The 26,183-nt window shown below is 28.8% G+C and carries 22 protein-coding genes and 2 pseudogenes; 20 read left to right on the top strand and 4 right to left on the bottom strand.

Annotation, left to right across the window (positions count from 1 at the left end):
- Positions 1–267: 267 nt before the first annotated feature.
- Positions 268–1,977, bottom strand: a complete 1,710-nt coding sequence (gene ptsP, locus LJD32_RS02605; RefSeq protein WP_032091753.1) for a phosphoenolpyruvate--protein phosphotransferase — start codon at positions 1,975–1,977, stop codon at positions 268–270.
- A 159-nt stretch (positions 1,978–2,136) separates the two neighbouring features.
- On the opposite strand from ptsP, the gene nagB reads away from it, so the two are divergent.
- The 10 genes from nagB to hisC all read left to right on the top strand — a co-directional run bounded on the left by nagB (position 2,137) and on the right by hisC (position 10,044).
- On the top strand, positions 2,137–2,874 hold the full coding sequence (gene nagB, locus LJD32_RS02600; RefSeq protein ID WP_119362849.1) for a glucosamine-6-phosphate deaminase: 738 nt from the start codon (positions 2,137–2,139) through the stop codon (positions 2,872–2,874).
- A gap of 95 nt (positions 2,875–2,969) precedes the next feature.
- Positions 2,970–3,539, top strand: a complete 570-nt coding sequence (locus LJD32_RS02595; RefSeq protein WP_032091751.1) for a CDP-alcohol phosphatidyltransferase family protein — start codon at positions 2,970–2,972, stop codon at positions 3,537–3,539.
- Positions 3,532–3,921: a hypothetical protein gene (locus LJD32_RS02590; RefSeq protein ID WP_032091750.1), complete on the top strand. Its 390-nt coding sequence runs from the start codon at positions 3,532–3,534 to the stop codon at positions 3,919–3,921. Before LJD32_RS02595 ends, LJD32_RS02590 begins: the two co-directional genes overlap by 8 nt.
- Positions 3,922–3,977: 56 nt before the next feature.
- The gene (locus LJD32_RS02585) at positions 3,978–4,166 is read left to right on the top strand and encodes a hypothetical protein (protein WP_022001335.1); all 189 of its coding nucleotides are present in this window, start codon (positions 3,978–3,980) and stop codon (positions 4,164–4,166) included.
- A 93-nt stretch (positions 4,167–4,259) separates the two neighbouring features.
- The gene (gene gpmI / locus LJD32_RS02580; protein WP_032091749.1) at positions 4,260–5,780 is read left to right on the top strand and encodes a 2,3-bisphosphoglycerate-independent phosphoglycerate mutase; all 1,521 of its coding nucleotides are present in this window, start codon (positions 4,260–4,262) and stop codon (positions 5,778–5,780) included.
- Positions 5,781–5,794: 14 nt separating this feature from the next.
- Positions 5,795–6,298, top strand: a complete 504-nt coding sequence (locus tag LJD32_RS02575) for a bacteriocin (protein WP_227391661.1) — start codon at positions 5,795–5,797, stop codon at positions 6,296–6,298.
- Positions 6,299–6,317: 19 nt separating this feature from the next.
- Positions 6,318–7,148 carry a zinc ribbon domain-containing protein gene (locus LJD32_RS02570; RefSeq protein WP_227391662.1) on the top strand — a complete coding sequence of 277 codons (831 nt, stop codon included), beginning with the start codon at positions 6,318–6,320 and terminating at the stop codon, positions 7,146–7,148.
- A 77-nt stretch (positions 7,149–7,225) separates the two neighbouring features.
- Positions 7,226–8,185, top strand: a complete 960-nt coding sequence (pfkA, locus tag LJD32_RS02565; RefSeq protein WP_107029995.1) for a 6-phosphofructokinase — start codon at positions 7,226–7,228, stop codon at positions 8,183–8,185.
- 9 nt (positions 8,186–8,194) lie between these two features.
- A complete protein-coding gene (locus LJD32_RS02560; protein WP_227391663.1) occupies positions 8,195–8,974 on the top strand; it encodes an HAD-IIB family hydrolase in 780 nt (259 codons plus the stop codon).
- A gap of 2 nt (positions 8,975–8,976) precedes the next feature.
- Complete coding sequence (gene hisC / locus LJD32_RS02555; protein WP_227391664.1) at positions 8,977–10,044, top strand: histidinol-phosphate transaminase; 1,068 nt, start codon at positions 8,977–8,979, stop codon at positions 10,042–10,044.
- Between the two features lie 53 nt (positions 10,045–10,097).
- On the opposite strand, the gene tagD is transcribed toward hisC, so the two are convergent.
- From tagD to LJD32_RS02540, 3 genes and pseudogenes are all read right to left on the bottom strand, one after another.
- A complete protein-coding gene (gene tagD / locus LJD32_RS02550) occupies positions 10,098–10,502 on the bottom strand; it encodes a glycerol-3-phosphate cytidylyltransferase (protein ID WP_032091818.1) in 405 nt (134 codons plus the stop codon).
- Positions 10,503–10,577: 75 nt separating this feature from the next.
- Positions 10,578–11,549: pseudogene (locus LJD32_RS02545) on the bottom strand (NAD(P)H-dependent glycerol-3-phosphate dehydrogenase); the annotation flags it as partial.
- Positions 11,550–11,562: 13 nt separating this feature from the next.
- A complete protein-coding gene (locus tag LJD32_RS02540; RefSeq protein WP_032091743.1) occupies positions 11,563–12,285 on the bottom strand; it encodes a YaaA family protein in 723 nt (240 codons plus the stop codon).
- Positions 12,286–12,350: 65 nt separating this feature from the next.
- Between LJD32_RS02540 and LJD32_RS02535 the strand changes: the two genes are divergently transcribed.
- The 10 genes and pseudogenes from LJD32_RS02535 (at position 12,351) to LJD32_RS02490 (ending at position 26,097) form a co-directional block, all read left to right on the top strand.
- Positions 12,351–13,355: a nucleoid-associated protein gene (locus LJD32_RS02535; RefSeq protein ID WP_227359365.1), complete on the top strand. Its 1,005-nt coding sequence runs from the start codon at positions 12,351–12,353 to the stop codon at positions 13,353–13,355.
- Positions 13,356–13,414: 59 nt separating this feature from the next.
- Positions 13,415–14,365, top strand: coding sequence for a trigger factor (tig, locus tag LJD32_RS02530; protein ID WP_032091741.1), 951 nt, complete (start codon positions 13,415–13,417; stop codon positions 14,363–14,365).
- A 149-nt stretch (positions 14,366–14,514) separates the two neighbouring features.
- Positions 14,515–14,868: pseudogene (locus LJD32_RS02525) on the top strand (NAD-binding protein); the annotation flags it as partial.
- Entirely contained in the window at positions 14,842–15,246 is a 405-nt protein-coding gene (locus LJD32_RS02520; protein WP_318532664.1) for a TrkA C-terminal domain-containing protein, read from the top strand. The pseudogene LJD32_RS02525 and the gene LJD32_RS02520, both read left to right, overlap by 27 nt.
- 302 nt (positions 15,247–15,548) lie before the next feature.
- On the top strand, positions 15,549–21,134 hold the full coding sequence (locus LJD32_RS02515; protein ID WP_227391665.1) for an MBG domain-containing protein: 5,586 nt from the start codon (positions 15,549–15,551) through the stop codon (positions 21,132–21,134).
- 312 nt (positions 21,135–21,446) lie between these two features.
- Positions 21,447–22,244, top strand: coding sequence for a histidinol-phosphatase HisJ family protein (locus tag LJD32_RS02510; RefSeq protein WP_227391666.1), 798 nt, complete (start codon positions 21,447–21,449; stop codon positions 22,242–22,244).
- A 62-nt stretch (positions 22,245–22,306) separates the two neighbouring features.
- Entirely contained in the window at positions 22,307–24,157 is a 1,851-nt protein-coding gene (locus LJD32_RS02505; protein ID WP_227391667.1) for a fructose-specific PTS transporter subunit EIIC, read from the top strand.
- A gap of 444 nt (positions 24,158–24,601) precedes the next feature.
- A complete protein-coding gene (tnpB, locus tag LJD32_RS02500) occupies positions 24,602–24,814 on the top strand; it encodes an IS66 family insertion sequence element accessory protein TnpB (RefSeq protein ID WP_227391668.1) in 213 nt (70 codons plus the stop codon).
- 100 nt (positions 24,815–24,914) lie between these two features.
- Positions 24,915–25,304 (top strand): hypothetical protein, encoded by a 390-nt coding sequence (locus tag LJD32_RS02495; RefSeq protein ID WP_227391669.1) that lies wholly within the window; start codon positions 24,915–24,917, stop codon positions 25,302–25,304.
- Positions 25,198–26,097, top strand: a complete 900-nt coding sequence (locus LJD32_RS02490; protein ID WP_264472058.1) for an RNA-guided endonuclease InsQ/TnpB family protein — start codon at positions 25,198–25,200, stop codon at positions 26,095–26,097. Before LJD32_RS02495 ends, LJD32_RS02490 begins: the two co-directional genes overlap by 107 nt.
- The last annotated feature ends 86 nt before the right edge of the window (positions 26,098–26,183 follow it).

The raw sequence follows: 26,183 nt of genomic DNA, 5'->3' as shown, positions 1-26,183 counted from the left end.
CGGCGAAGATAGTACATTGTGCGAAAATAGCTCGTTGCCAGTTCCTTCTTTTTTTTATGTTTTTACATGATTCTTGACAGGTCATACTATTGTGGTATGGCTTTTTTTTCTGATATGCTTTATTGCATCATATAAAATAAAGATAATTTTGAGTTGCTATTGTTTGATGTTTATAAACTTTCTGAAATTATTTGAATATCTTGACTTTTTGTATGAATTATTATTGGAAATTAGTAAAAAAAAGACCTCTTTTCGAGGCCTTTATTATTACATTTTTACTGTAGATTTAACTAATTCAACAACTTCTTCAGAAGTAGCACAATCTAATGCTTTTTCTACTAAAGCTTCCATATCAGCTTTTGATACGCTCTTAATTAATTTTCTTTGAGCTAAGATTGAAGTAGCTGACATAGAGAATTCATCTAATCCTAAACCAAGTAATAATGGAGCTGCAATAGCTTCACCAGCCATTTCTCCACACATACCAGCCCATTTACCTTCAGCATGTGCTGAATCGATAACATGTTTTAATAAGTTTAAGATTGATGGATTGAATGGTTGATATAAATAACTTACACCAGAAGACATTCTGTCTGCTGCAAATGTATATTGTACTAAGTCATTTGTTCCTACTGAGAAGAAATCAACTTCTTTAGCAAATTTATGAGCTAATACAGCAGCTGCAGGAATTTCAATCATGATACCAACTTGTAATGTATCACTTACTTTAACACCTTCAGCAACTAATTTTTCTTTTTCTTCCATTAAGATTCCTTTAGCTTTACGGAATTCTTGTAAAGTAGCAATCATAGGGAACATGATTCTTAAATCACCATAAACTGATGCTCTAAGTAATGCTCTTAATTGAGTTCTAAAGATATCTTCTCTTTGGAAACATAAACGGATTGCACGAACACCTAAGAATGGATTCATTTCTTTTGGTAAATCGATAGCTTCGATTTCTTTATCTCCACCGATATCTAATGTTCTAACAACAACAGGTTTACCTTCCATACCTTCTAATACTTCTTTATAAACTTCAAATTGTTGTTCTTCAGTTGGTAATTCAGCAGATTCCATATATAAGAATTCAGTTCTGAATAATCCAACACCTTCACCACCATTTTCTTTAACACCTGCTAAATCTTTTGCTGAACCAATGTTAGCAACTAATTCAACTTGATGTCCATCAGTAGTAATTGTTTTTTCATTAACTAATTTCTTTAATTCTTCTTTATAAGCGATGAATTCAGCACGTTTAGTTTCATATTCTTTAACAGTTGTTTCATCAGGATTGATCATAACTGTTCCTTCAATACCATCAAGAACAATTAAATCTCCATCTTTAACTTCTTCTGTAATTGTTTTACAAGCAACAACTGCAGGAATTTCTAAAGAACGAGCCATGATAGCTGAGTGAGAAGTTCTACCACCAATATTAGTAGCAAATCCTCTAACTAAGTTTTTATTTAATTGTGCTGTATCAGAAGGAGTTAAATCATCAGCGATAATAACAACTTCTTCATCAATTAAAGCAGGGTTTGGTAATGGTTTACCAAGTAAGTTAGCTAATAAACGACGAGAAACGTCTTTAATATCAGCAGCTCTTTCTCTAAAATAATCATCATCCATCATTTCAAACATTGCAATGAAACTATTTGCAACTGCATCTAATGCAGCTTCAGCACATAATTTTTCATTATTGATTTTGTCTAAAACTTGTGTTTTTAATTCAGGATCTTGAAGTACTAATGCATGAGCATCAAATACAGCAGCTTCTTCAGCTGATAAGTTTTTAGAAGCAGCTTCTTTAATTGCTTCTAATTGTTTAGCTGTTTCAGCCATACAATCTTCAAATTTTTTGATTTCAGCTGCAACATCTTCTACAGTGTTTTGTGTTACAGTTAAATCAGGCATAACTAGTTTGTATGCTTTAGCAATTGCAATACCACTAGAAGCCCCAATACCTTTAATCATAGTATTAAACACCTCCATATTTACATTCCAATTCTAACCTATTTTTATTGAAAAATAAAGATATTTTCATTGTACGAAAGGACTTTTTAAGAAAAAAAACAAGTATTTATTGAATTGTTTGTCTAGACATGATAAGATGTTATCGAGGAGGAGTTTGCAATGAAAGTTATTATTGTTGAAAATTATGAAGAAGCAAGCCAAGAAGCAGCAAAAATTTTTATTAATCAAGTAAAGGAAAAACCAAAAAGTATTTTAGGATTAGCTACAGGATCTACACCTGTTAGAATGTATGAATTATTAAGAGAAGATCATGAAAAAAATCATACATCATATAAAGATGTTAAATCATATAACTTAGATGAATATTTTGGATTAGATGCAAGTCATCCACAAAGTTATCATTATTTTATGTATAAAAACTTATTCAATGGAATTGATATTAAAGATGAAAATGTTCATGTTCCATGTGGACAAGGAAATATTCAAGAAAACTGTGATGAATATAATAAAATGTTAGCTGAAAATCCAATTGATATTCAATTATTAGGAATTGGTTCAAATGGACATATTGGATTCAATGAACCAGGAACTGATTTTAATTCAAAAACACATTATGTTGATTTAAAAGAAAGTACTATTAAAGACAATGCAAGATTATTCTTTAATGGAGATGAAGATGCTGTTCCAAAACAAGCAATCTCTATGGGAATTCAAAATATTATGGATGCTAAAAGTGTTGTTTTAATTGCTTGTGGTAAAAATAAAGAAAATGCTGTTAAAGGAATGATTGAAGGACCTGTAACTCCAGAATTACCAGCTAGTGTATTACAAAATCATAAAGATGTAACTGTAATTATTGATAAAGCAGCTGCAGCTTTATTAGAAAAAGAATATTAAAATTAATGAGGGAGAAATCTCCCTTTTTTTTGTTTAGGTTGAAATTTTTATCATTAAACTGTAAGATTATATTACTAATATAGAAGGTGAAAATTATGAAAAAAATAAGACTTAAAGAATTATTTAATATACCTAATTGTTTATGCTATTTAAGAATAATACTTATTCCTATTTTTTTACATCGCTATTTTTTAGCTGGAAGTAAAGAAGATTATTATATATGTGCTACTATTTTAATTATTTCAGGTCTATCTGATTTTTTAGATGGCTACATTGCAAGACATTACCAGATGATTACTGATTTTGGGAAAGTTATAGATCCAATCGCTGATAAATTGACACAATTTACGGTTGCGTTTGTTTTAGTTTATACGTATTCATGGATGTGGTTATTACTTCTTATCATTGTTTTAAAAGATGGAATGCTGGCTTTAGGGGGACTTTATTTATATGAAAAAGGAGCAAAGGTCCAAGGAGCCTCATGGTGGGGGAAAATTTCTACTGCTATCTTTGATGTTGTCGCAATCGTATTAATTGGAATACATATTCCAAATTCTATTTTTGCAACTATTTCAATTTTTGTTTGTATTATGTTGATGTTATTATCACTTGTTTTATATGCTAAACAACTGTTATCAATTTATAAGGAGCTTAAGAATGAATAAAAGGCAAATAAAGTTAAGTTGTTATTTAGAACAATTAAATATAGAGGTTGTTAAAGTTGAAATGATTTTAAATCAATTAAATAGATTAAAAAATAATCAAGAGATAGCTAATTATATAATTGAAAGGGATCTTTTAAAAACAAAGTGTCAATTAGAATTATCACTTGCTTCTTTGTGTATTATTCTAAGAAAAATGTGTGAAAATCAATTTATTACTTTAAATCAAGAAAGAAGAAAAGATATTAATAGTATTATCCATTCAAATCGTTTTGATTTTTTTGAGGACGATAAAGTTTATGTTTTTTCACAAAAAGGACAAGAAGAAGTCAATATCATTCAATTACTAGATTATGCAAAAAAGATATTTAAAGAAATCGTATGATTTTTTTGGACATCTTTTTTATTTTATCCAAGATAAAATAAAACTAGGTGAATAAAATGAATATTAAAAAAAATTGTGGTATTGTTTTGATTGTTTTGGGAATCATCTTAACGTTAGATCGAACAAATGAATTCAAAGGTATTGTTTCAATTATTGTTTATTATATTCAAGAATACTGGCCTTTATTCATTACTTTTTGCGGTGTTTCATTGCTTGCTACACCACAAAAAACTAAAAAGAAATGAAATAAAAAATACTGATTTTATATAGCTAAATGAATTGAAACACGATAACAAAAATGATAATATGTATAACGTATTAATGGAGGAAACAAAAAAATGAAAAAAAGACCTATCGTATTATGTATTATGGATGGTTATGGTATTTCTGAAAGCATTAATGGTAATGCTGTAAGACTTGCTAATACACCTAACTTAGATGATTTAATGGCTATGTATCCAAACACAACTATTTCAGCTAGTGGTATGCCAGTTGGTTTACCTGATGGACAAATGGGAAATAGTGAAGTTGGGCATTTAAATATTGGAGCAGGAAGAACTGTTTATCAATCATTAACTTTAATTAATAAAGCTTTAAATGAAAAAACTTTCTTTGAAAATGAAAAATTCTTAAAAGCAATTCAACATGCTAAAGATAATGGTTCTAAATTACATATTTGGGGATTATTATCAAATGGTGGTGTTCACTCATCAAATGAACACATCTATGGTTTATTAGAATTAGCTAAACAACAAGGTTTAGATAAAGTATATGTACATGCTTTCTTAGACGGAAGAGATGTTGCTCCTGATAGTGGTGTTGATTTCGTAAAAGAATTACAAGAAAAAATTGAAGAAATCGGTGTTGGACAAATTGCATCAATTTCTGGTAGATACTATGCAATGGACAGAGATAAAAGATTTGATCGTGTTAAATTAGCTTACGATGCAATCGTATGTCAAGAAGGTGAATCTTTCGAATGTCCAGTTCAATATGTAAAAGATTCTTATGCTAAAGATGTTTTAGATGAATTCGTTATCCCTGGTTACAACAAAAACGTTGAAGGAACAATTGATGATGGAGATTCAGTAATCTTCGCTAACTTCAGACCAGATAGAGCAATCCAATTAGCTACAGTAATCACAAATCCTACATTCTATGAAGGATATGTACCTGAAAAACAAGTTAAAGATTTAGAATTCGTATGTATGATGAAATATGCTGATAGTGTTAATGGAGAAATCGCATTCGTTTCACCTGAACTTACAAATACATTAGGTGATTACTTATCAGCTCAAGGTTTAAAACAATTACGTATTGCTGAAACTGAAAAATATGCTCACGTAACTTTCTTCTTTGACGGTGGAGTTGATAAAGAAATCGAAGGAGCTACTCGTGTATTAGTTAATTCACCAAAAGTTGCTACTTATGATTTACAACCTGAAATGTCAGCTTATGAAGTAAAAGATAAATTAATTGCTGAATTAGATAAAGATATTCATGATGTTGTAATTGTTAACTTTGCAAACTGTGACATGGTAGGACATACTGGTGTTATTCCTGCAGCAATCAAAGCTGTTAGCGTTGTTGATGAATGTATCGGTGAAGTATATGAAAAAGTTCTTGAATTAGGTGGAACTATGTTAATTACTGCTGACCATGGTAATGCTGAAGAAGAATTAGATGCAGATGGAAATCCATTCACTGCTCATACAACAAATGTTGTACCTTTAATTGTTACTAATTCTCATGTAGGATTAAAAGAAGGCGGAAAATTAGGAGATTTAGCTCCAACAATGTTACAATTATTAGGTTTACCAATTCCTGAAGAAATGGATGGAGAATCTTTATTAAAATAATCAATAAGTTCATATTGATTTCATTTTTAATAGGTATATTAAGTGGGTGTAGTCATACTACATCCACTCATACTATACAGAAAGATTTATCAAAAGATCAAATCATAGAAATCAATTATGATGATGTTTTAAAGAAAATAAATCAAAAAGAAGATTTTGTTTTATATGTTGGAAGACCTGATTGTAAAGATTGTCAAGAATTTGAACCTTATTTAAAAAAATATTTAAAGAAAAATAAAGGAGTTTATCTTTATTATTTCAATATTAAAGAATATCGAGATCAAGCGAATAGTCAAGAAGCAACAAAAAAAGAACAATCTCGATATAACCAAATGAGAAAAAAACTTGATTTTTCATGGACACCTACTTTAAAATTAGTGATCAATGGGAAATTTGTAGATCAATATACTTTTTTAGATGAAGATTATTATTCATTACCAAGCAAAAAACAAAAAGAAAAGAAACAGGATTATATTGATAAACTTTCATCTTGGCTAGACCAAATATACCAAGATTAAAAGAAAGGATTGATAAAATATGAAAAAATGTCCAAAATGCCATAAAAATATACCAAGTAATGCAAAAGTATGTCCTTATTGTGGAACACCTCAATCTGGCTATCAACCAATGAAACGTACCCCTAAAAGAAAATACGCATTCATTTATTCAATTTTGATTATTGCACTTGTTTTCTTACCTATGGGAATTTCTTATTTCTTTGCATTTAATGCATTATCTGATAGTGGAATCAATCAAACAGCAACATTAAAAACATATACAAAATCAAATCAAGAAACAGTTGTATATCAATATGATTCCTTAAAAGAATTTTCAAAAAATGTTAAAAATAGTAAAAAATATGTCAATAAGATTAATAACATGGAATCGTCTTTAGAAAAAATAGTTGGAACAAAAAATATGGATTCAGAATATTTGTTTCAAATAACAGATAATAATAATCTTTATGTAGCTGTTCAATATGATATTTCTTTAGATAAACAAAATACAATGAGTATTTCTTATGATTATGATTTATCAAAAGAAAGCCAATTACAGTTTGAATATCATTTAAATGATATTCAACAATTAGATGATGGCTATCAACAATTAAATCAACAAGTTACAAAAATAAATCAAATCATTACACTATTTAATGAAAAAGATAATCAAGAATTAATTCAAAAAACATTAAATGATTTAAAAAATAATGAAGCTGAAATTTCAAAAGAAACACTTTCTCATTATGGAAAAGGAATGACACAATCAAAAGGAAACGATCAATCTTCAATAAGAATATTTAATTATAAAGATACATATCGTTTAAAATTTTCTTATGATTCAAATTTAAATTTAGAAAAATTTATATAAAGCCAAGAAATTGGCTTTTTCTTTTTATGTAAAACAAGTATAATAGGGATAATTATAGGGGAAAAGTAGGTGAATCGATGAGAAAAATTGCAGTTTTAACCTCAGGAGGAGATGCACCAGGAATGAATGGGGCTATTCGTGCTATTGTTCGTGTAGGAATAAAAAGAGGTTTTGAGGTTTATGGTGTTTATGAAGGATATAAAGGATTAGTAGCAGGGAATATCAAAAAATTAGGGTATAGTGATGTTTCTGAAATATTATCTAAAGGGGGAACTATTTTAGAATCTTCAAGATTACCTTCATTTAAGGAAGATAAAGTTCAAGAACAAGCAATTCATCAGCTTAAACAAAGAGGGATAGATGGACTTGTTGTTATTGGGGGAGATGGAAGTTATAAAGGAGCTTTAGCACTTAGTCAAAAAGGAATTGATTGTATTGCTATTCCTGGAACAATTGATAATGATATTAATGGAACAGATGAAACAATAGGCTTTCATACAGCACTTTATAACATTATTGATGCTGTTAATAAATTAAGAGATACGTCTAGTTCACATCATCGCTGCTTTGTTGTTGAAGTTATGGGAAATCATGCAGATAATCTTGCTATTTATTCTGCAATTGCATGTGGTAGTGAAATTGTTATTACAGATAAAACAGAGTATGATGAAAATAAAATTATTGAAGAACTTAAAATATGTGAAGAAGAGTATCATAAAAAACATGCGATAATTATTGTAAGTGAAAAAATATTAGATGTTGAAAAACTAGCTAATCGTATTAGCGAAGAAACTGGATATTCAGGAAGATCAATTGTTTTGGGACATATTCAAAGAGGTGGATCACCTGTTCCTGAAGATCGTATTTTAGCATCTAAAATGGCAGAAGAAGCCATTTGTTTATTAGAAAAAAGAAAAAGTGGTTTATGTATCTGCATGAAAGATAATCAAATTATATCTAAAAATATTGAAGAAGCTTTAATTGAAAAAAATGAAAATCATGATCGTTTATATCAATTATTTTTAGACTTAGCTTAAGGAGAAGATATGAAAAAAATATTATTTAGTGATATTGATGGAACAATTGCTAAGGGCAATTTACCCATTACTTATAAAGATCAAGAAGCTGTAAAAAAATTAAGAACACAAGATCATTATTTTTCATTTTGTACAGGAAGAAATATTCAAGAAACAAAACTTGTCACACCACATTTTGAATATGATTATCTTGTTTTAAATAATGGAGCAATGATTGTTGATCAAAATGATCAAGTTCTTTATCGAAAACAAATAAAAAATGAAATTGCTAAAGAAATACTTAAAGAAAGCTATCAAAAATATCCTTATCTAAATTATACATTTTTTGATGGTCAACAAACATATGGATATATAAATCAAAAAACATGTATTTTAACAGAAAATGGTTATCAAGAAATAGCAGGTGATTTTTTAGAAATATTAGATCATACTCAAGATGATATTGATATTGTATGTGCTTTTCATCCACAAGAAAAATTAGATGAAATACTTGAAATTCAAAAACAAATCCACCAAAAATATGTAGGTATTCATGCAACACTCAATGTTGTTTATTTAGATATTACAGTAGATTGTACTAAAGGAAGTGGACTTAAAAAGCTTTGTTCATTATTGGATCAAGAAGTGATTTCTTATTGTATAGGAGATTCTTATAATGATTTAGATATGTTTGAAAAAGCTGATCATGCTTATACTTTTAATCGTGTAGAAAAACAAATAAAAGAAAAGACAGAAAAACAAGTTGATTATGTTTATGAAGTCATCAACGATATGTTAGAGGGGGAATAACAATGAGTTGGCAAGATAAATTAAGACAAGTAGAACCATATGTAGCAGGTGAACAACCAAAAATCAATAATATGATTAAATTAAATACGAATGAAAATCCATATGGTCCATGTAAACAAATAAAAGATATTTTAAAAGAAATCGATATTGAAAAATTAAAACTTTATCCAAATAGTGATGGAGAAGAATTAAGACATGCTTTAGCTAAGTATCATGGTTTAAAAGATGAACAAGTTTTTTTAGGAAATGGTTCAGATGAAGTTTTAGCACTTACATTTTTAACATTTTTCAATGGAAGTGATCCAGTATTATTTCCAAATATTTCTTATTCATTTTATCCAGTTTATTGTGATCTTTACCAAATGAATTATAAAGAAATTATTTTGGATCAAGATTTTAAAATGCATGTTGAAGATTTTAAACAACCAAATTCAGGAATTATTTTTCCTAATCCAAATGCACCAACAGGATTACTCGTTTCATTAGATTTTATTGAAGAAGTTTTAAAAAGTAATCCAGAAAGTATCGTTGTTGTAGATGAAGCTTATATTGATTTTGGAGGACAATCATGTGTCCCACTTATTCATCAATATGAAAATTTAGTGGTTATTCAAACGTTTTCTAAATCAAGATCTTTTGCTGGAGCTAGATTAGGAGTAGCTTTAGGAAATAAAGAAGCTATTTCTCATCTATATGATGTGAAAAATTCTTTTAACTCGTATCCTATTGATTATATAACTCAACAAATTGGACTTGTTTCTGTTTTAAATAGTCAAGATATGAAAGAAAAATGTCAAAAAGTAATTAAAACAAGAGAATATACAAAAACGAAACTAAAAGAATTAGGATTTGTGGTTCCAGATAGTTATGCTAACTTTGTATTTGTAAAACATCCAAAGATTGATGGGGAAGAATTATTTTTAGCACTTAGAAAAGAAGGCATTATTGTGCGTCATTGGAATAAACCATTGATTAATCAGTATTTAAGAGTTACGATTGGAACTGACCAACAAATGGAAAGATTCTTTGAATTTTTAGAAAACTATTTAAATCAAAAAGGATTGTTATGATTTTTTCATAACAATCCTTTATAAAAAAGAAGCTATAGCGATTGCTATAGCCTTTATTTTTCTTCTGTATGATGTAAATCTTCTTTAATTTGAGTTGTAGAAATTTCAGGAGTTCTTGGTAAATATATAACTTCTACACCCTCATCTTTTAGATAATCAAATTTACCTTTCCAATCATCTCCAATAACAAAAGTATCAATATGATATTCTTTAATATCTTTGATTTTTTGATCCCAATTTTCTTCAGGAATAACTAAATCTACAAAACGTACAGATTCTAGTAGACCTTTTCTTTGTTCATAAGAGAAATAACATTTTTTATCTTTTTTCAAGCGTGTAAATTCATCAGTTGAAACAGCAACAATTAAATAATCACCTAAAGCTTTCGCACGTTTTAATAAATTAATATGTCCGTAATGTAATAAATCAAATGTACCATAAGTAATAACTCTTTTCATACCTAACCCTCTTTTACTTTTAATAATACTATTTTCAAAATTAATATCTGCAACAGACTTTGTTAGCTCTGTTTTTCGATCACGATTCATTAATGCCTTGACTGCTTCATTTGGACTAACTTTACCTTTAACAATAGCATCGACCATGGCAGTAATTGGCATTTCTACATCATATCTTTTAGCAAGTTGCATTGCAGCAGGTAAAGCGTTTAAACCTTCAACGACCATACCAACTTCTTTTGTAGCGTCATCAACATTGTAACCTTGTCCAATTAATGTTCCACATTTAAAGTTACGACTATGCACGCTTGTTGCTGTGACAATCAAATCACCAATTCCGGCAAGACCATGGAATGTTTGTTCAAGGCATCCCATTGTTGTTCCTAAACGTGTCATTTCAGAAAGACCACGCGTAATAAGGGCAGCACGAGTGTTATCACCATAATTTAACCCATGGGAAATACCAGCTGCTAAAGCAATGATATTTTTTAAAGCACCACATAATTCAACCCCGCGGACATCAATGTTTGTATAAACACGCATGCATGTATCTTGGAAAAGATTTTGTACTTTTTCAGCAACTTCTAAATCATCACAAGCTGAAACAATGGTTGAAGGCATATCTCTTACAACTTCTTCAGCATGGGTTGGACCTGATAGAGCTACGATTTTTGCTTGATTTCCTAAAACATCTCGAATAATTTCAGACATTGTATAAAGACTATCTTTTTCAACCCCTTTAGCAAGATCGATTAAGATTTGCTCTTTAATATAATCTTTAGCTGTTTCCATTGTACTTCTCATAAAAATGGAAGGAACAGCAACCACTAAATACTCGCTATTGCATACTTCTTTAATATCTGTTGTAAATTCCATATCATCAGGAATTTCTAATTCAGGTAATTTTGGATGTGTTCTGTTTTTTTGAATATATTCAATTTCTTGAGGTAAAGCTGACCAAACCATCACTGAATGATGACGATTGCATAACACTCTTGCGACAGCCATCCCCCATGTACCTGCGCCTAAAACACCAACTTTATACATGATAAATAACCTCCTATTTTTTGATGTATTTCATTTTTTCATTTTTTATAAAAACCCAATGATCATCATTTGAATCATCTTCACTAAAATGATAGTCATCGATCACAATTTCTTTTATTTGTTCAATATCTTCAATATGATGTTCAATCAAATAATTGAGTATCATTCCTCTTGCTTTTTTTAAATACACGGCATTTCGTTTAAAAGTATGCCCATTTCTTATCACAAAATCAAGTTGAATGATTGGAAGATCAAACATTTTTTCATATTCTTTCGTACTTAAAGAAAGAATAACATCTTCATTTTTTAAATAATCATTTAGTTCTTTATACCAATATTGATATAAATTTATTTCATTTAATTTATGTTTCATTTCTAAACGATGATAATTTACAGCATCATTATAACGTAAAATTCCATAAAGTGGAGAATTAATTAGTAAATGCTTATCTAAATAATCCCATTCTTCTTTTTGATAATTCTTTAAATCAAGCTGTTTAAAAACAACGCCATTAAATAAATTTATGGCTGCAAAAGTTTCCTCATTATGAAAATAATCATAAATTAATGAAGATTGTTTAAAAGAAATCTTCATCAAATCATGAATTTGATCAATATCTAATTCTTTTAATTGTTTTCTTAAAGATTCTGCTTTATTAAAAAACAATGGTGTTTGTTTTTCAATAGGAAAATGCTTTTCTTTTAAACTTTTTGCATCAGCAATTATAATTTTCATAGACTTCACCACATCCATTATATATTAAAATAAAAAATTATGATATACTACATTCGGTGATAAAGATGAATACAACAATTATAGATAAGATATTAATTCATATGCTCGATATGGAACATAGTCAAATTATTTACTCTGATCAATTTATTGATTTAATAGAGGGAACAACTGAATATTATGATAAAAAAATAGAAAAATGTTTAACGAATACAACCATTAAAGAACTCATTGTAGGAAGTGAACATCATTTATTACAAGCAGCTAGAAATATGATCATTGATGATGAACAATTTATTGTTGAATCTAAAAAGATTGCTCAAGATCTATTTGCTGTCAGCAAATATGTAGAAGAAATGCCTAATAGTAATTTAATGTTTGTTGAATGTAAAGTAGATGGAGAAAAGATGATTCTCATCATGAAGTTAAATTATAAAGTGACACCTATTTCTATTGTGGAAGAAGTAGATGGTAAAAGATTTATTAAATTTGTTAATAGACAAAGTCTTCCACCTAAAACTTCAGCTGTTGAAGAAGCAATTATTATCAACGTTGATAAAAACACAGTTTCTTTAATTGAAAAAAGATTTCAAATAGATGGAAAACCAGGCTATTATCTTAATGAACAATATATTAAAGGTGAACCTAAATTAACAGATAAACAAAAAATGAGTATTGTCAATAAAGTCGTTAAAAAAGTCGATAGTGAATATAATGTTTTTGAAGGTGATCCTACAGCTATGGTCAAAAAAGAAATGATTGATTTAGTAATGGAACATTTACCATTAAAACCAATGGAAATTGCGAAGAAGGTCATGGGTGATGATTATAACGCACAAGAAGAAGTTGAAACGATTATGAGAGATCTAGGAATTGAAGAAGATGATGAAATTGTTAATGTTCCACTTTCATTAGATCGTATGTCAAGATGTAAATTGGTTTTAGATGATGATCGTATTATTGAATTAAATGTTGAAGATTATTTAAATCATGAAAATATTACAACCGAAACAGATATGTCAGGATATTCAACAATTACTTTAAATAATATTAAGGATATTAAGATTAAATAAAGACAATAAGTTTTCTTTATGATAGAATAAACAGGCATATAATGAAAGGAAATAGATAAATGAGTAAAGTAATTAAATTAGGTAACTATAAAGGAATTGAATTTAAAGTAGAAAAAGTACCTGTATCTAATGAAGAAGTTGAACAACAAATTCAAATGATTTTAGCTCAATCAAGTCAAACAGAAGAAAAAGATGGAGATACTGTTGAAAACGGTGATATCGCTACAATCGATTTTGTTGGTTTAAAAGATGATGTTGCTTTTGAAGGTGGAACAGGAAATGATTATGATTTAGAAATTGGTTCAGGATCATTTATTCCAGGGTTTGAAGAACAAATGATTGGTATGAAAGTTAATGAAACAAGAGATTTAAACTTAACTTTCCCAGAAAATTATCAAGCCGAAGATTTAGCTGGACAAGATGTTGTTTTCAAAGTAACAGTTAAAAAATTATCTGTAAAAAAAGAAGCTGAATTAAATGATGATTTTGTTGAAGGTTTAGGTGTACCTGAAATTAAAACAGTTGAAGATTTAAAAGCTTATATTAATGAAGGTTTACAACAACAACATGATCAACAATATGAAGCACAAAAAGAAAATACAATTTTTGATGCTTTCATGGCAGATAGTGAAGTTGAATTAGATGATGATGCAATTGATGAGGCATTAGATAGACAAATGTCTTATATGGCGAATCAAATGATGGCTCAAGGAATTCAATTAGATCAATACTTACAAATGACAGGTATGGATGAAGAAAAATTAAGAGAACAAATGAAACCATCTGCTACTCAACAAGCTAAATTAGAAGCTTTAATTGATGAAATTATTGCTGTTGAAAATATTGTTGTTACTGAAGAAGTTTTAGATGAACAATTAAATATGGTTGGACAAGCTAATCAAATGACTAAAGAACAAGTATTAGAAAAAATTGATTTAGAAGGATTCAAAAGAGATTTATCTCGTATGCAAGCAAGCCGTATTATTGTAAATAATGCAGTTGAAAAATAATGAAAATTCCACGATATAGTGGAGTTTTTTTATTATACTGTATAAAAATAATTTTTTCATTGATATTTAGTTTGGTTAATGCAAAATAGGTTGAGTAATTAAAGAAAAAGGGTAAAAATATCTATCTGTATTAAGGAGTTTCATTTTTTATGAAAATCATTGTTTTGGGAGCCGGTAAAGTCGGAAAAACACTTATTAAACATATGTCAAATGAAGATCATGATATTATTGTTGTTGATCAAAATGCAACTAAAGTAGAATAAGTTGTAAACCAATATGATGTTATAGGTGTTGTAGGTAATGGTAGTTCATAGGATATATTAATGGAAGCAGGAGCAGAAGATGCTAACCTTATTATTTGTGTAACTACTTCAGATGAATTAAATATTTTAGCAGGATTAATGGCTAAAAAAATGGGAACAAGACACACTATTGCACGTGTTAGAAATCCCGATTATTCATCACAACGTGATTTTATGAGAAATCAATTAGGTTTTTCAATGATCGTTAATCCTGAACTTGAAGCAGCAAGTGAAATTCGTCGTGTTTTATCTTTTCCTTCAGCTGTTAAAGTGGATACTTTTTCAAGAGGAAAAGTTGAGCTTGCTGAATTCTTTGTGGAAGATCATAGTCGTTTAAATGGAGTTGAATTAAATCAATTCCATAAAATTACAAAAACAAATATTTTAGTATGTGCTGTAAGTCATAATGAAGATGTAATTATTCCAGATGGAAATTATGCTATTAAACCAGGCAATCATTTATATATTATAGGGACACATCGAGATTTATCAAGATTTTGTTTAGATATCGGTGTTATCACAAATCGTATTAAAAATGTTATCATTGTTGTTGGTATCAAAACTTGTTTTGTCTTTTGATATGTTAGCAGGACGACTTGAAATATTCCCAATGTTATTATTATTTGCTCCATCTCAATGGAGAAAATAGACTACTTAGAAGTCCCTAGTGGACTTCTTTTAAAATATTAAAAATTATTTATTAGGAGATCTCGAAAGAGGTCTTTTTGCATTTCACACCCTAAAAACGACATTTCGCGACAAATGAAAAAATAAAGTATCATAAATAGTAAAATATGAATAGACAAGGGAGGTTTTTTATTAACAAATAAATAAGTAGTTTTAAACATAATAATTTTTAATAAGGGGAGGAAAAGAAAGTTATGAAGATAAAAATTAAGAAAATAATAGCAAGTATACTTACATTTATGATGATCTTTACACAAGTGCCTGTAAATGTATTTGCGGCAGATACTAATATTTCAAGTGATGGAAGTACGTATTATACAAGTACACCAGGAACATATAATTTGCCTGGAGGTACGTATTATACTAAGAAATATTCTACATGGGAAAATGCAGGTACAAAAGTTCGTGTACAATATAATAGCTCTAAAATAGGAACGATAGCTTTAAATATATTAGGCGATGTTATTAATAATCCTGATAAAAGTGGAAGGTTTGATTTTATTAGGACTGACAGGAATACTGATGTAACTATTAATATGAATGGTCATACATTTACTTATAGTGGAAATGATGTTTACAGTCTATGCGGATTTGTTGAAAATTCAGGAACAATGACAATCAATGGTAGTGGTGGAACGATTGTATCTGATGAAGTTGGACTTAACTCTAAAGAGGGAGTTTTGAATGTTAATGATGTCACAATTAAAGCAAATCGTATTGGTATTTACAATGAAGCGACAGTACTTAAACTAAAAAATGTAAAGTTTGATGAAAGTTGTGGAACAGATGTTCAACTTGGTAGTAATGGTACCATTGATCTTTCAGAATATAATGGAAATGCTATTACAATTGATATTGATTATAACATAAATGATGGAAAAAAACACAGAATATCTCCAAGAGGAGTAAGTAGAGATGATTTGAATAAAATAAAATTTGTAAGAAATAGTGATAAATTATACAGAGTTGATCTTAGATATGACGAAGAAGGTCAATATATATATTTAGCAAAACATGTTCACAAATGGAACTATGTACTTGATAACAGCGATGAAAGTGGAAAAATAATAAAAGGTTATTGTAGTGAAGAAGATAGAAAGAGTGAATGTGATTATCAGGATCCAGATACTACAACAGCGAAAATAGTATTAAAAACAAAAGATGGAGGGTATAAGAAAGGAGACAATGCTTGGGTTGAAAATGCCGCTGGTAATAATACCTCTAGTTTTCCAATATCAGGAGATTCATACAAATTAACATATTATCAAAATGGACAACAATTATCACAAAGACCAACAGAACCAGGAGATTATTCAGTAACTCTAACAATGAATCAAGTTTCAGTTTCTGGAGAATTCACAATTACGAAAGCAGAATATTATACAAATAAAATATATTTCAAAGATAAGAACTGGAAAGAACAAGATAATTGTAAATATACTTATCAAGGATATCAATCAGAATTTGGTCCATATGTAAAAGTCAATGATGGGTATGGTCATCTTATGGATCCGAATTATGTAGATTCAAATGCAGTTGTTTCTTATGAATACAAGAAATGTGATGATGACGACAGTACATATAAACCAATAAGTTCAGATAAGCTATTAGCTGAGTTAAATAGTCTAAAACCTGGTACTTATTATATTAGAGGAGTAGTTTCTGAAACAAATCATTATTTGCGTTTAACAACAAAATCACTTAAATTTACTGTATTAAAAGCAGAACCTACTCCACCTAGCATTGTTAAATACACATGGGAATATGGAGAACAACCAGAACTTGTCCCTGAAAGTATGTTAGATAATTGTCAATATTCATATAAATATTATTATCGTGATACAAATGTTAAGGTCAATAAAGAATATCCAGACGTAGGAAAATATTATTTAAGTATATATAATTCGGGATCGGATCTTTATAAGTCTGGATCGTCTCCTCAAAAATTTATTACTATTACCCAAAGAACAGCAACTTTATCATGGAAACTAGATGGTACAAATACATTTAAAATTCCATATGATGGTAAACCACATGTTCCAACAGCAACTGTCACTAATACAGTTGGAGATGACAAATGTAAAGTGACTGTTTCTGGTGAACAAACTGAAGTAGGTACATATACTGCAACTGCAACTGAATTGAGTGATTCAAATTATAAATTACCTGTACAAAATACAGTTACATTCGAAATTGTCAAAGCCCATAGAGAAGCACCAACATCTGTAACAGCCACAGGAACAACATATAAAGGTGGAACAGATGGTAAATTAAATAATGTTGATTCATCAATGGAATATAGAAAAGATGGTGAAAATGAATGGCGTAGTATTACTGGAGATACTGTAGAAGGATTATCTACTGGTAAGTATTATGTAAGATATAAAGATAGTAATAATTATTATGCATCATCTGAAAAAGAAGTATATGTAGCCAATGGACAAGAAATCAAAGTAAAAGTTCCAGCTAGTCAAGTTGGATATACTTTAAGTGTTAGTAATACAGTTGTTGATTATAATGAATCAAGTACTCTTACATTTACCTTGAATAAAGGCTATTCAAAAACAAAAAATTTCGCTGTTAAGGTCAATGGCGAAACAGTTCAATTAGATAACAATAATCAATATACAATAAATAATATTCAAAAAAATACAAATATTACAGTTGAAGGAGTAGCTGATATAACAGCACCTGATACAGAAATAAAAGTATCCAATAAAACCTGGAAAAGTATTTTAAATAAAATTACATTCGGTTTATTCTTTAAAGAAACACAAAAAGCAGAAATTACAGCTACAGATGAAGGTAGTGGAGTTAATAAATACTATTATTATGTTGATAAATCAGGTAGTGAAAAATCACTAACAGAGAAACAATTACAAGCAGTAGATTGGAAAGAAGGAACATCTGTTACATTTAATGAAGATAGTAATTACGTTATTTATGCCAAGGTAACAGACAAAGCAGGAAATATTAAATATGTTTCAACAGATGGTATCGTAATTGATACGATTGCACCACAAGTATCAGGTGTAGAAAACAATCAAACATATACGAAAACACAAACATTTACAGTAACTGATAATAATTTAGATACAGTAAAAGTAGATGGACAAACAGTTGAACCTACTAATGGTAGTTATACATTAGTTCCCAAAAAAGGAACATATACAATCGAAGTAACAGATAAATCAGGAAATAAAACAACATTAAATAATATTACAGTTAACTGGGAAAAAGTAAAAAAACCAACAGTAGAAAGCAAAGTATATACAGGACAAACATTAACTGCAAATATTTCAGAAAATGGTTTATACACAGTTAAAGAAAATAATGGTGGTATTGATGTAAATGAATATGATGTTCAATTGACTTTAAAAGATCCTACAAATTATAGATGGGAAGACGGTACTATTGATACAACAGTAAAATTCAATATTACCCAAGCAACACCAGTTGTTACGAAACCAACAACAAAAACACTAACATATAATGGAAGTGAACAAGAATTAGTAAATGCAGCATCTACTAATGGAGGAACAGTAAAATATTCTTTAGACAATAAAAACTGGTCAACATCAATTCCAACAGGGAAAGCTGCCAAAGAATATACAGTTTACTACAAAGTAGAAGGAAATAAAAACTTTAAAGATGCAGATGTACAAGAAATCACAAATAAAATCAATCCTAGAACAATTGATTTAAACTGGAACAAAGAATTAACTTACAATGGGAAAGAACAATTACCAACGGCTACAGTTAATAACTTAGTAGATGGTGATAAATGTGAAATTACTGTTGATGGAGATAAACATAAAAATGTAGGTACTTATGAAGCTAAAGCTACAAAAGTAAGTAATCCCAACTATAAATTACCTGAAAATGTAACAACAAGTTATACAATTAAACCAAAAGATATAACTGTTACAATAACACCTAATGGTGGTACTTATGGTGAAAAAATTACAGGTGCTACAGCTAAGTTAAATGATGTAGAAAATGGCAATCATCCAGAAGTAACATTAACTTACACAGGAACAGGGTATGATGGAACAAAAGTTAATGGAACAGAAGTTCCTAGTCATGCAGGTAAATATACTGTTACAGCAAGTATCGATGACAAAAACTATAATTTAACTGATACAAATACAGCTGAATTTGTAGTAAAAGGTGCAGATGCTGGATTAAAAGTAAAAGAAGTGAATGATAAAAAATATGGTGATCAAGGATTTAAATTAGAAGTATCTCATAAAGGAAATGGAAAATTATCTTATTCAAGTAGTAATGAGGATGTAGCTACAGTAGATGATCAAGGTAATGTAACAATTCATAATGCTGGTACAACAAAATTAAAAGTTACATTAGGAGTTGATCATAACTATGATAGTGATAGTAAAGAAGTAACATTAACTGTTAATAAAATCAATCATGAATTAACAGTTGATCAAAAAGATGTTGAAAAGACTTATGGTGATGAAGCATTTACAATTCATGCTCAAAGTAAAGATAATGAATCAGCTATTGAATATGCAAGTAGCGATGAAAAAGTAGCTACAGTAGATAGTGAAGGTAATGTAGTTATCAAAGGCGCAGGTAAAGTCATCATTACAGTAAGTCAAAAAGAAAGTAAGAATTATAAAAAAATATCTAAAGAAATAAATCTTACTGTTAAAGCTAAAAAGATTACAGTTACTGTAAATGATGCATCAAAGACATATGGAGATGAAGACTCTGAATTTACATATGTAAATGATAAACTTATTGGTAATGATAAATTAACAGGAATTATTCTTACAAGAGAAGAAGGAGAAGATGTAGGAACATATAAGATAAAAGTAAGTCAAAAAGAAGGATCAAATCCAAATTATGATATTACTTTTAAAGATGGAACATATACAATTAATCCATTATCGATTGATAAAGGAACAGTTGTATTAGGAAATGTCTTAAAATATACAGGAGAAAAACAAACACAAGAAGTAGAACAAGTTTTAGTCAATGGAAAAGCATTAAATAAAGAAGATTATGAAGTATTAGATAATCAAGCAACGAAAGAAGGAAAACATGTTCTAACAATCAAAGCTAAAGGAAATAACCATACAGGATCCTTTGAATATGCTTATGTTATTTTACCAAAAGAAAATGATAAGATAGGAACAGGATCATTTACTGTTAAAACAACAGGAGATGTAGAAATAAGTAGAGATGAAATTATAGATATCCTTATTGAAAACAAAGAAATAACAGCAAATGAATTAAGTGAAGTAGCAGAAGGTAAGAAAATAGAAATCGTATTAGAAGTAAAAGAAGCACAAGCAAATGAACTTATTGAAACAAGTACAAAAGGATATAAAGTAGGAAAATACTTAAATATTACTTTAAATAAAATAGTTAATGGAACAAATGAAAGTATACATGAACTTTCAAAAGTCATGAAAGTAACAATCAAAGTTCCAGAAGAACTAATCAATAAAGATAGTAAAACTAAAAGAGAATACTATATCGCAAGAAGTCATAATGGAAAAGTAGATATCTTAGAAACAATCTATAATGAAAAGACAAACAGTTTAACATTTGAAACAGATAAGTTCAGTGACTATGCAATTATCTATAAAGATAAAAAAGAATTAAAAACAACGGTAACTACTTCAATAAATAAATCAAATACAAAACAAACAACGAAAGCTAAAACGGGAGATAATGCAAATATTATAGGATTAATGATGCTACTAGTAAGCAGTATGTTTGTGATGGTATTTGTAAGAAAAAAAGAAAATTAATAGAGAAATAGAAAAAGTCTTTAAGTTGATGCTTAAAGGCTTTTTCGCTGTTTTCAATTTTAAATACCTAACGACACTATTCAAAACTGAACGATCTTTCTTAACAAATACCAAGTATACTAAAATATTTATATGCTACTAATTTAAATTTTAAATCTAATGATAAATTTAATAGTCAAATATTAGTAAAATATAGAGAGGAAATAATCTACTGTTTTTGTTACTTTTTTTGTAACAAGATGTTTTATTAAATGGATTGTTTTTTTTATTAAAGAGTCTATAATTGTATACAACATGAATGGAGGATTGCCTATGCTAGTAGATGGACATATGCATTTAGAAAACGGACCACTTACTAAAGAATATGTAATGGAATTTATTAATGAAGCTTATAAACAAGGATTTGATCGTATTCAAATTTTAGATCATACACATCGTTTTAAAGAATTTGAAGTTATTTATCAAGGTGTTAAAGAAGCAAGTGATCAACAAAGAGAATGGCTTGCTAATAAGAAAATGAAATTTAAAGATACACTTTCTAGTTATGTGCGTTTAATTAATGAGGTAAAAGAGGAAGAACTTCCAATAGAAGTTTTATTTGGATTAGAAGTATGTTATGTTCCTGAATATAAAGAAGAAATAAGACATATTTTAGAACCCTATCAATTTGATTTTTTAGTAGGAGCTATTCATTCTATTGATGGACTTTTATATGATATGCCTTGGTCTAAAGAACTACTTTGGGAAAAATACAATGTAGATGATATTTATCATCGGTATTATGAATTGATTTTTGATTTAGTTAAAAGCGATTTATTTACGCAATTAGCTCATCCTGATACAATTAAAATGTTTGGTTATTATCCAACTTATGATTTAAAACCAACTTATCATGAACTTGCTGAATTATTAGTAGAACATCATGTTAAAGGGGAATGTAATACAGGGTGTTATTATCGTTATCATCATCCTGATAAAGGTTTGTCTAAAGAATTGTTGGATATTTTTAAAGAACATCATGTGGATATTATTACAGCGAGTGATGCACATAAACCAGCAGATGTAGGAACTTGCATCAAAGATATTTATAAGTTATGTCAGTATGATTAAGTTGTTCTTGATTGAACAACTTTTTTGCTTTATGATAGACAAAAAAAGAAAGGTTGTTAGAAATGAGAATTACAGAATTATTAGATATAAATTCGATAGATTTAAATCCACAAGTTTCTAATAAAGAAGAAGCAATCAATCATCTGGTTGATTTATTAGATCAAAGTGGAAAATTAAATGATAAAGAAATTTATAAAGAAAGTGTTTTAAATAGAGAAGCGCAAAGTACAACAGGAATTGGTGATGGTGTTGCTATTCCTCATGGACAAAGTGAAGGTGTGAAAACAGCAGGATTATCTGCAATGGTTGTTAAAGAAGGATTAGATTTTAAATCTCTTGATGGACAACCTACTTATTTATTTTTTATGATTGGTGCTCCTAAAGATTCGGGAGGTGCTCATTTACAAGCTCTTGCACAGTTATCTACTTTATTAATGGAAGAAGATTTTAGAAATGCTTTAATTAATGCATCTTCTAAAGAAGAATTTTTACAATTAATAGATGCTAAGGAAAATAAAAAAGAAGAAGTGAAAGAAATTGTTCATCCTGCTGTTTTAGCAGTAACTGCGTGTCCTACAGGAATTGCTCATACTTTTATGGCGGCTAAAGCTTTAGAACAAGCGGGAGAAAAATTAAATATTTCTATTAAAGTAGAAACTAATGGGCAAGAAGGGGTTAAAAATCAATTAACACAAGATGATATTGATCATTGTACTTGTATTATAGTAGCTGCTGATAAAAAAGTAGAAATGCAAAGATTTGAAGCGAAAAAAGTAATTCAAGTTCCTGTAAGAGATGGGATTTCGAAAGCTGAAGAGCTTGTTCAAAAAGCAAATAATGGCGATGGTGAAATATATCATCATGATACTAAAAAAGAAAAACAAAATATCATACGTTTATTTTACAAACATTTAATGAATGGTATTTCACATGCTTTACCATTCCTTGTTGCAAGTGGAGTTCTATATGGTATTTTATATCTTGTTAAAGATCAGGTATTATCAAATCAATCATTGACACTTATAAATTATGTTCAACAATTAATAACAATCATGATTATTCCAATTGTATCAGCTTATATTGCTGATAGTATTGCAGATCGACCTGCAATGGTTTCAGGTTTTGCTGGTGGATTAATTGTTTGTCAAGGAATTTCAATGTCATCAATTTCTGCTAATTCAACTTCTTTGCTTGCAGGAATTGTTGCTGGTTTTTTAGCAGGATTTGTTTCATTGATTTTAAAGAAATTATTTTCTTATTTACCACAATGTTTAAAAGGAATAGAAGCATCATTATTCCATCCTGTTTTATCAACTGTTATTGTTTTACTTGTGATGATTTATTTAAATGGTTATTTGTATATAGCACATAGCTATATTTTACAATATGTTTCACTTGTTGAATCTCAAATATCAACAAAAATCTTATTTGGATTTGTTTTAGGAATGATGATGGCTATTGATAATGGTGGTCCTATTAATAAAACAGCCTATGTTTTTGGAATAGGAATGCTTATAAGTTATGATTATTATCCAATGGCTGCAGTCATGGTTGGAGGAATGATTCCACCATTTGTAATTGCTTTAACAGCAACATTATCTAAAAATAGATTTTCTAATCGAAAAGATGCATTAATGAATTATATTAATGGTATATCTTTTATATCTGAAGGAGCTATTCCATTTATTCAACAAGAATCAACTGTCATTTTACCAGCATGTTGTTTAGCAGCAGGTCTTGCAGGAGCATTATCAATGTATTTTGAATGTTCAATTACTTCTCCCCATGGAGGATTATTCTTAATATGGATGGTCAATAATCCATTATATTATTTAGCGTTAATTGTTTTATCAACAGTTGTAGGAACATTGTTATTATTTATTTTTACAAAATTAAAAAATAACGTAAAATAGTATGCAAGTTAATATGAAATTTTTAAGAAGTCATTGTGACTTCTTTTTTTTGGACAATCTGCCCAATGAATTAAAAGAAAAGAAAGATAAAATAATAAAAAAGGTAAGTGTCAAATAAATAAGCGATTATAAATAATTAAAGAATTCAATACAATAAGGATGTACTTGATAAGGAGGCGCATCTTTTATGATAATTAGAGGAAAAGAAAAATGGAAGGAAGTTATCGAAGCACAGAAACAAAGTGATTTGACAATTTAAAAGTATTGTAACGACAATCATATTTGTATTTCCAGCTTCTATAAACAAAAGGCTTTGATCCTTGAAGAAGAAAATACTTTTCTACCTGTCATCCTTGATAAAAGCAATGACGTTATTGATTTTGATATTGATCATCATATTTCCTGTTCCAAACAAAATCTTAAGATTTTATTGGAGAACCTGCTATGATTATCAATACCGATGAAATCAAAAATATCTATGTTGCCAAACAGTTTTGTGACATGAGAAAACAGATTGATGGTCTTGCTTTGATTGTTACATCTCAGTTCAACACGAATTTCTTGGATCATAGCCTGTTTATTTTTACCAAAGAGCGCCGTAAAGCTCCTCGCTTTAGCCATGGGGATATAAGGAGATCCCTTTGTAGTTGTTTTTAAAATGATTGTCCAACACTTCGTGTATTGATGCATATAATATATAATAGAATTATAAATTAAAAGAAAGGAAATAAATAAAATTAAAATATAGGTGAAGCGTATGCAACTATCAGAAACAGTAAAACTATATCCAACTGAATATCAAATAGAGTTAATTAGAAATACTATGTCTGAATATATTTCTACAGTAAATAATATTGTTTATGATTATACTAAAAAAGATAATGGAAATATTGAAAGTGTTAAAGAAATTAAAAATATTAAAAGTATTTCTAAATTAACAACTGCGGATGTGAAAGCAAAACTACCTAGTGCTTTATGTAATCAATGTATTCGTGACGCAAAATCTATTGTCAAAAAATATGATAAGGCATGTAAAGAAGTTGAAAAGGCTAAAAAGAATAAGAAGAATAAAAGAAGTAAAAGAAGTAAAAAAGTTAAAGGAAATAAAAGTTCCTGTTTTGAAGAAATTATGTTGTTATATCAATAATCAAAACTTTAAAATTCAAGATAACTATATTTCATTTCCTGTAATGATAGATGGAAAATCAAAACGTATTTCTGTTAAAACTAAAATGACAGATAAACAAAAATTAATTTTATCTTCTCATAGACTAGGTACAATGCGTATTGTTATTAAAAATATAAATACATTAGTTGCACAATTTGTATATGAAATTAATGAAATTGAGAAAGTAAATGAAAGCAATAATGTCATGGGAGTAGATTTAGGCATCAAATGTCCTGCAGTAAGTTATTGTACAGATGGAAGTGTTAAATTCTATGGCAATGGTAGAAAAAATAAGTATATGAGAAGACACTATGCAAACTTAAGAAAATGGTTTCAAAAAGCAAAGAAACCAACTGTTGTCAAAAGAATTAAGAATAAAGAACAACGTATTATGAAAGACATAGATCATAAGATAAGTCGTGAAATCGTCAATACAGCAAAGAAACATAAAGCAAAAGTAATAAAATTAGAGCGATTAGAAAACATTCGCTCAACGACAAGAACAAGTTGTAAAAACAATCCTAGTCTGCATACATGGTCTTTCTATAGATTAGCACAATATATAGAATATAAAGCCAAACTTGTAGGAATAGAAGTTGAATATGTAGATCCAGCTTATACAAGTCAAAAATGTCCTCAATGTGGAAATATCCACCATGCAAAAGATAGAAAGTATATTTGTAAATGTGGATATCATACACATAGAGATTTGTTAGGTGCGATAAACATTTGTAATTCAACTGAATACATTGGTAACAGATGTATTGCCTAGGGAGCTATATGCTCTGCCCTAGGAGTGGTAATGGCATACCATATCTTGCACTACGACCTACTAGAAATAGACTGGTCATTCAATAT

Origin of the sequence: Faecalibacillus sp. TM498 (genome assembly GCF_020589955.1) — a bacterium.
In the GTDB taxonomy this organism is placed as follows: domain Bacteria; phylum Bacillota_I; class Bacilli_A; order Erysipelotrichales; family Coprobacillaceae; genus Faecalibacillus; species Faecalibacillus intestinalis.
This window is presented reverse-complemented; position numbering and strand designations above follow the sequence as displayed.

Bases quoted from the DNA above. Each gene is read 5' to 3' on its own strand.
- LJD32_RS02520 (WP_318532664.1), top strand. From the start codon at position 14,842: ATGAGAAATCAATTAGGTTTTTCAATGATCGTTAATCCTGAACTTGAA.
- LJD32_RS02560 (WP_227391663.1), top strand. From the start codon at position 8,195: ATGAAAAAAATATTATTTAGTGATATTGATGGAACAATTGCTAAGGGC.
- ptsP (WP_032091753.1), bottom strand. From the start codon at position 1,977: ATGATTAAAGGTATTGGGGCTTCTAGTGGTATTGCAATTGCTAAAGCA.
- LJD32_RS02505 (WP_227391667.1), top strand. From the start codon at position 22,307: ATGAGAATTACAGAATTATTAGATATAAATTCGATAGATTTAAATCCA.
- LJD32_RS02495 (WP_227391669.1), top strand. From the start codon at position 24,915: ATGCAACTATCAGAAACAGTAAAACTATATCCAACTGAATATCAAATA.
- tig (WP_032091741.1), top strand. From the start codon at position 13,415: ATGAGTAAAGTAATTAAATTAGGTAACTATAAAGGAATTGAATTTAAA.
- LJD32_RS02590 (WP_032091750.1), top strand. From the start codon at position 3,532: ATGAATAAAAGGCAAATAAAGTTAAGTTGTTATTTAGAACAATTAAAT.
- LJD32_RS02595 (WP_032091751.1), top strand. From the start codon at position 2,970: ATGAAAAAAATAAGACTTAAAGAATTATTTAATATACCTAATTGTTTA.
- LJD32_RS02535 (WP_227359365.1), top strand. From the start codon at position 12,351: ATGAATACAACAATTATAGATAAGATATTAATTCATATGCTCGATATG.
- LJD32_RS02510 (WP_227391666.1), top strand. From the start codon at position 21,447: ATGCTAGTAGATGGACATATGCATTTAGAAAACGGACCACTTACTAAA.
- LJD32_RS02540 (WP_032091743.1), bottom strand. From the start codon at position 12,285: ATGAAAATTATAATTGCTGATGCAAAAAGTTTAAAAGAAAAGCATTTT.
- LJD32_RS02585 (WP_022001335.1), top strand. From the start codon at position 3,978: ATGAATATTAAAAAAAATTGTGGTATTGTTTTGATTGTTTTGGGAATC.
- tnpB (WP_227391668.1), top strand. From the start codon at position 24,602: ATGATTATCAATACCGATGAAATCAAAAATATCTATGTTGCCAAACAG.
- gpmI (WP_032091749.1), top strand. From the start codon at position 4,260: ATGAAAAAAAGACCTATCGTATTATGTATTATGGATGGTTATGGTATT.
- tagD (WP_032091818.1), bottom strand. From the start codon at position 10,502: ATGAAAAGAGTTATTACTTATGGTACATTTGATTTATTACATTACGGA.
- LJD32_RS02570 (WP_227391662.1), top strand. From the start codon at position 6,318: ATGAAAAAATGTCCAAAATGCCATAAAAATATACCAAGTAATGCAAAA.
- nagB (WP_119362849.1), top strand. From the start codon at position 2,137: ATGAAAGTTATTATTGTTGAAAATTATGAAGAAGCAAGCCAAGAAGCA.
- hisC (WP_227391664.1), top strand. From the start codon at position 8,977: ATGAGTTGGCAAGATAAATTAAGACAAGTAGAACCATATGTAGCAGGT.
- pfkA (WP_107029995.1), top strand. From the start codon at position 7,226: ATGAGAAAAATTGCAGTTTTAACCTCAGGAGGAGATGCACCAGGAATG.
- LJD32_RS02515 (WP_227391665.1), top strand. From the start codon at position 15,549: ATGAAGATAAAAATTAAGAAAATAATAGCAAGTATACTTACATTTATG.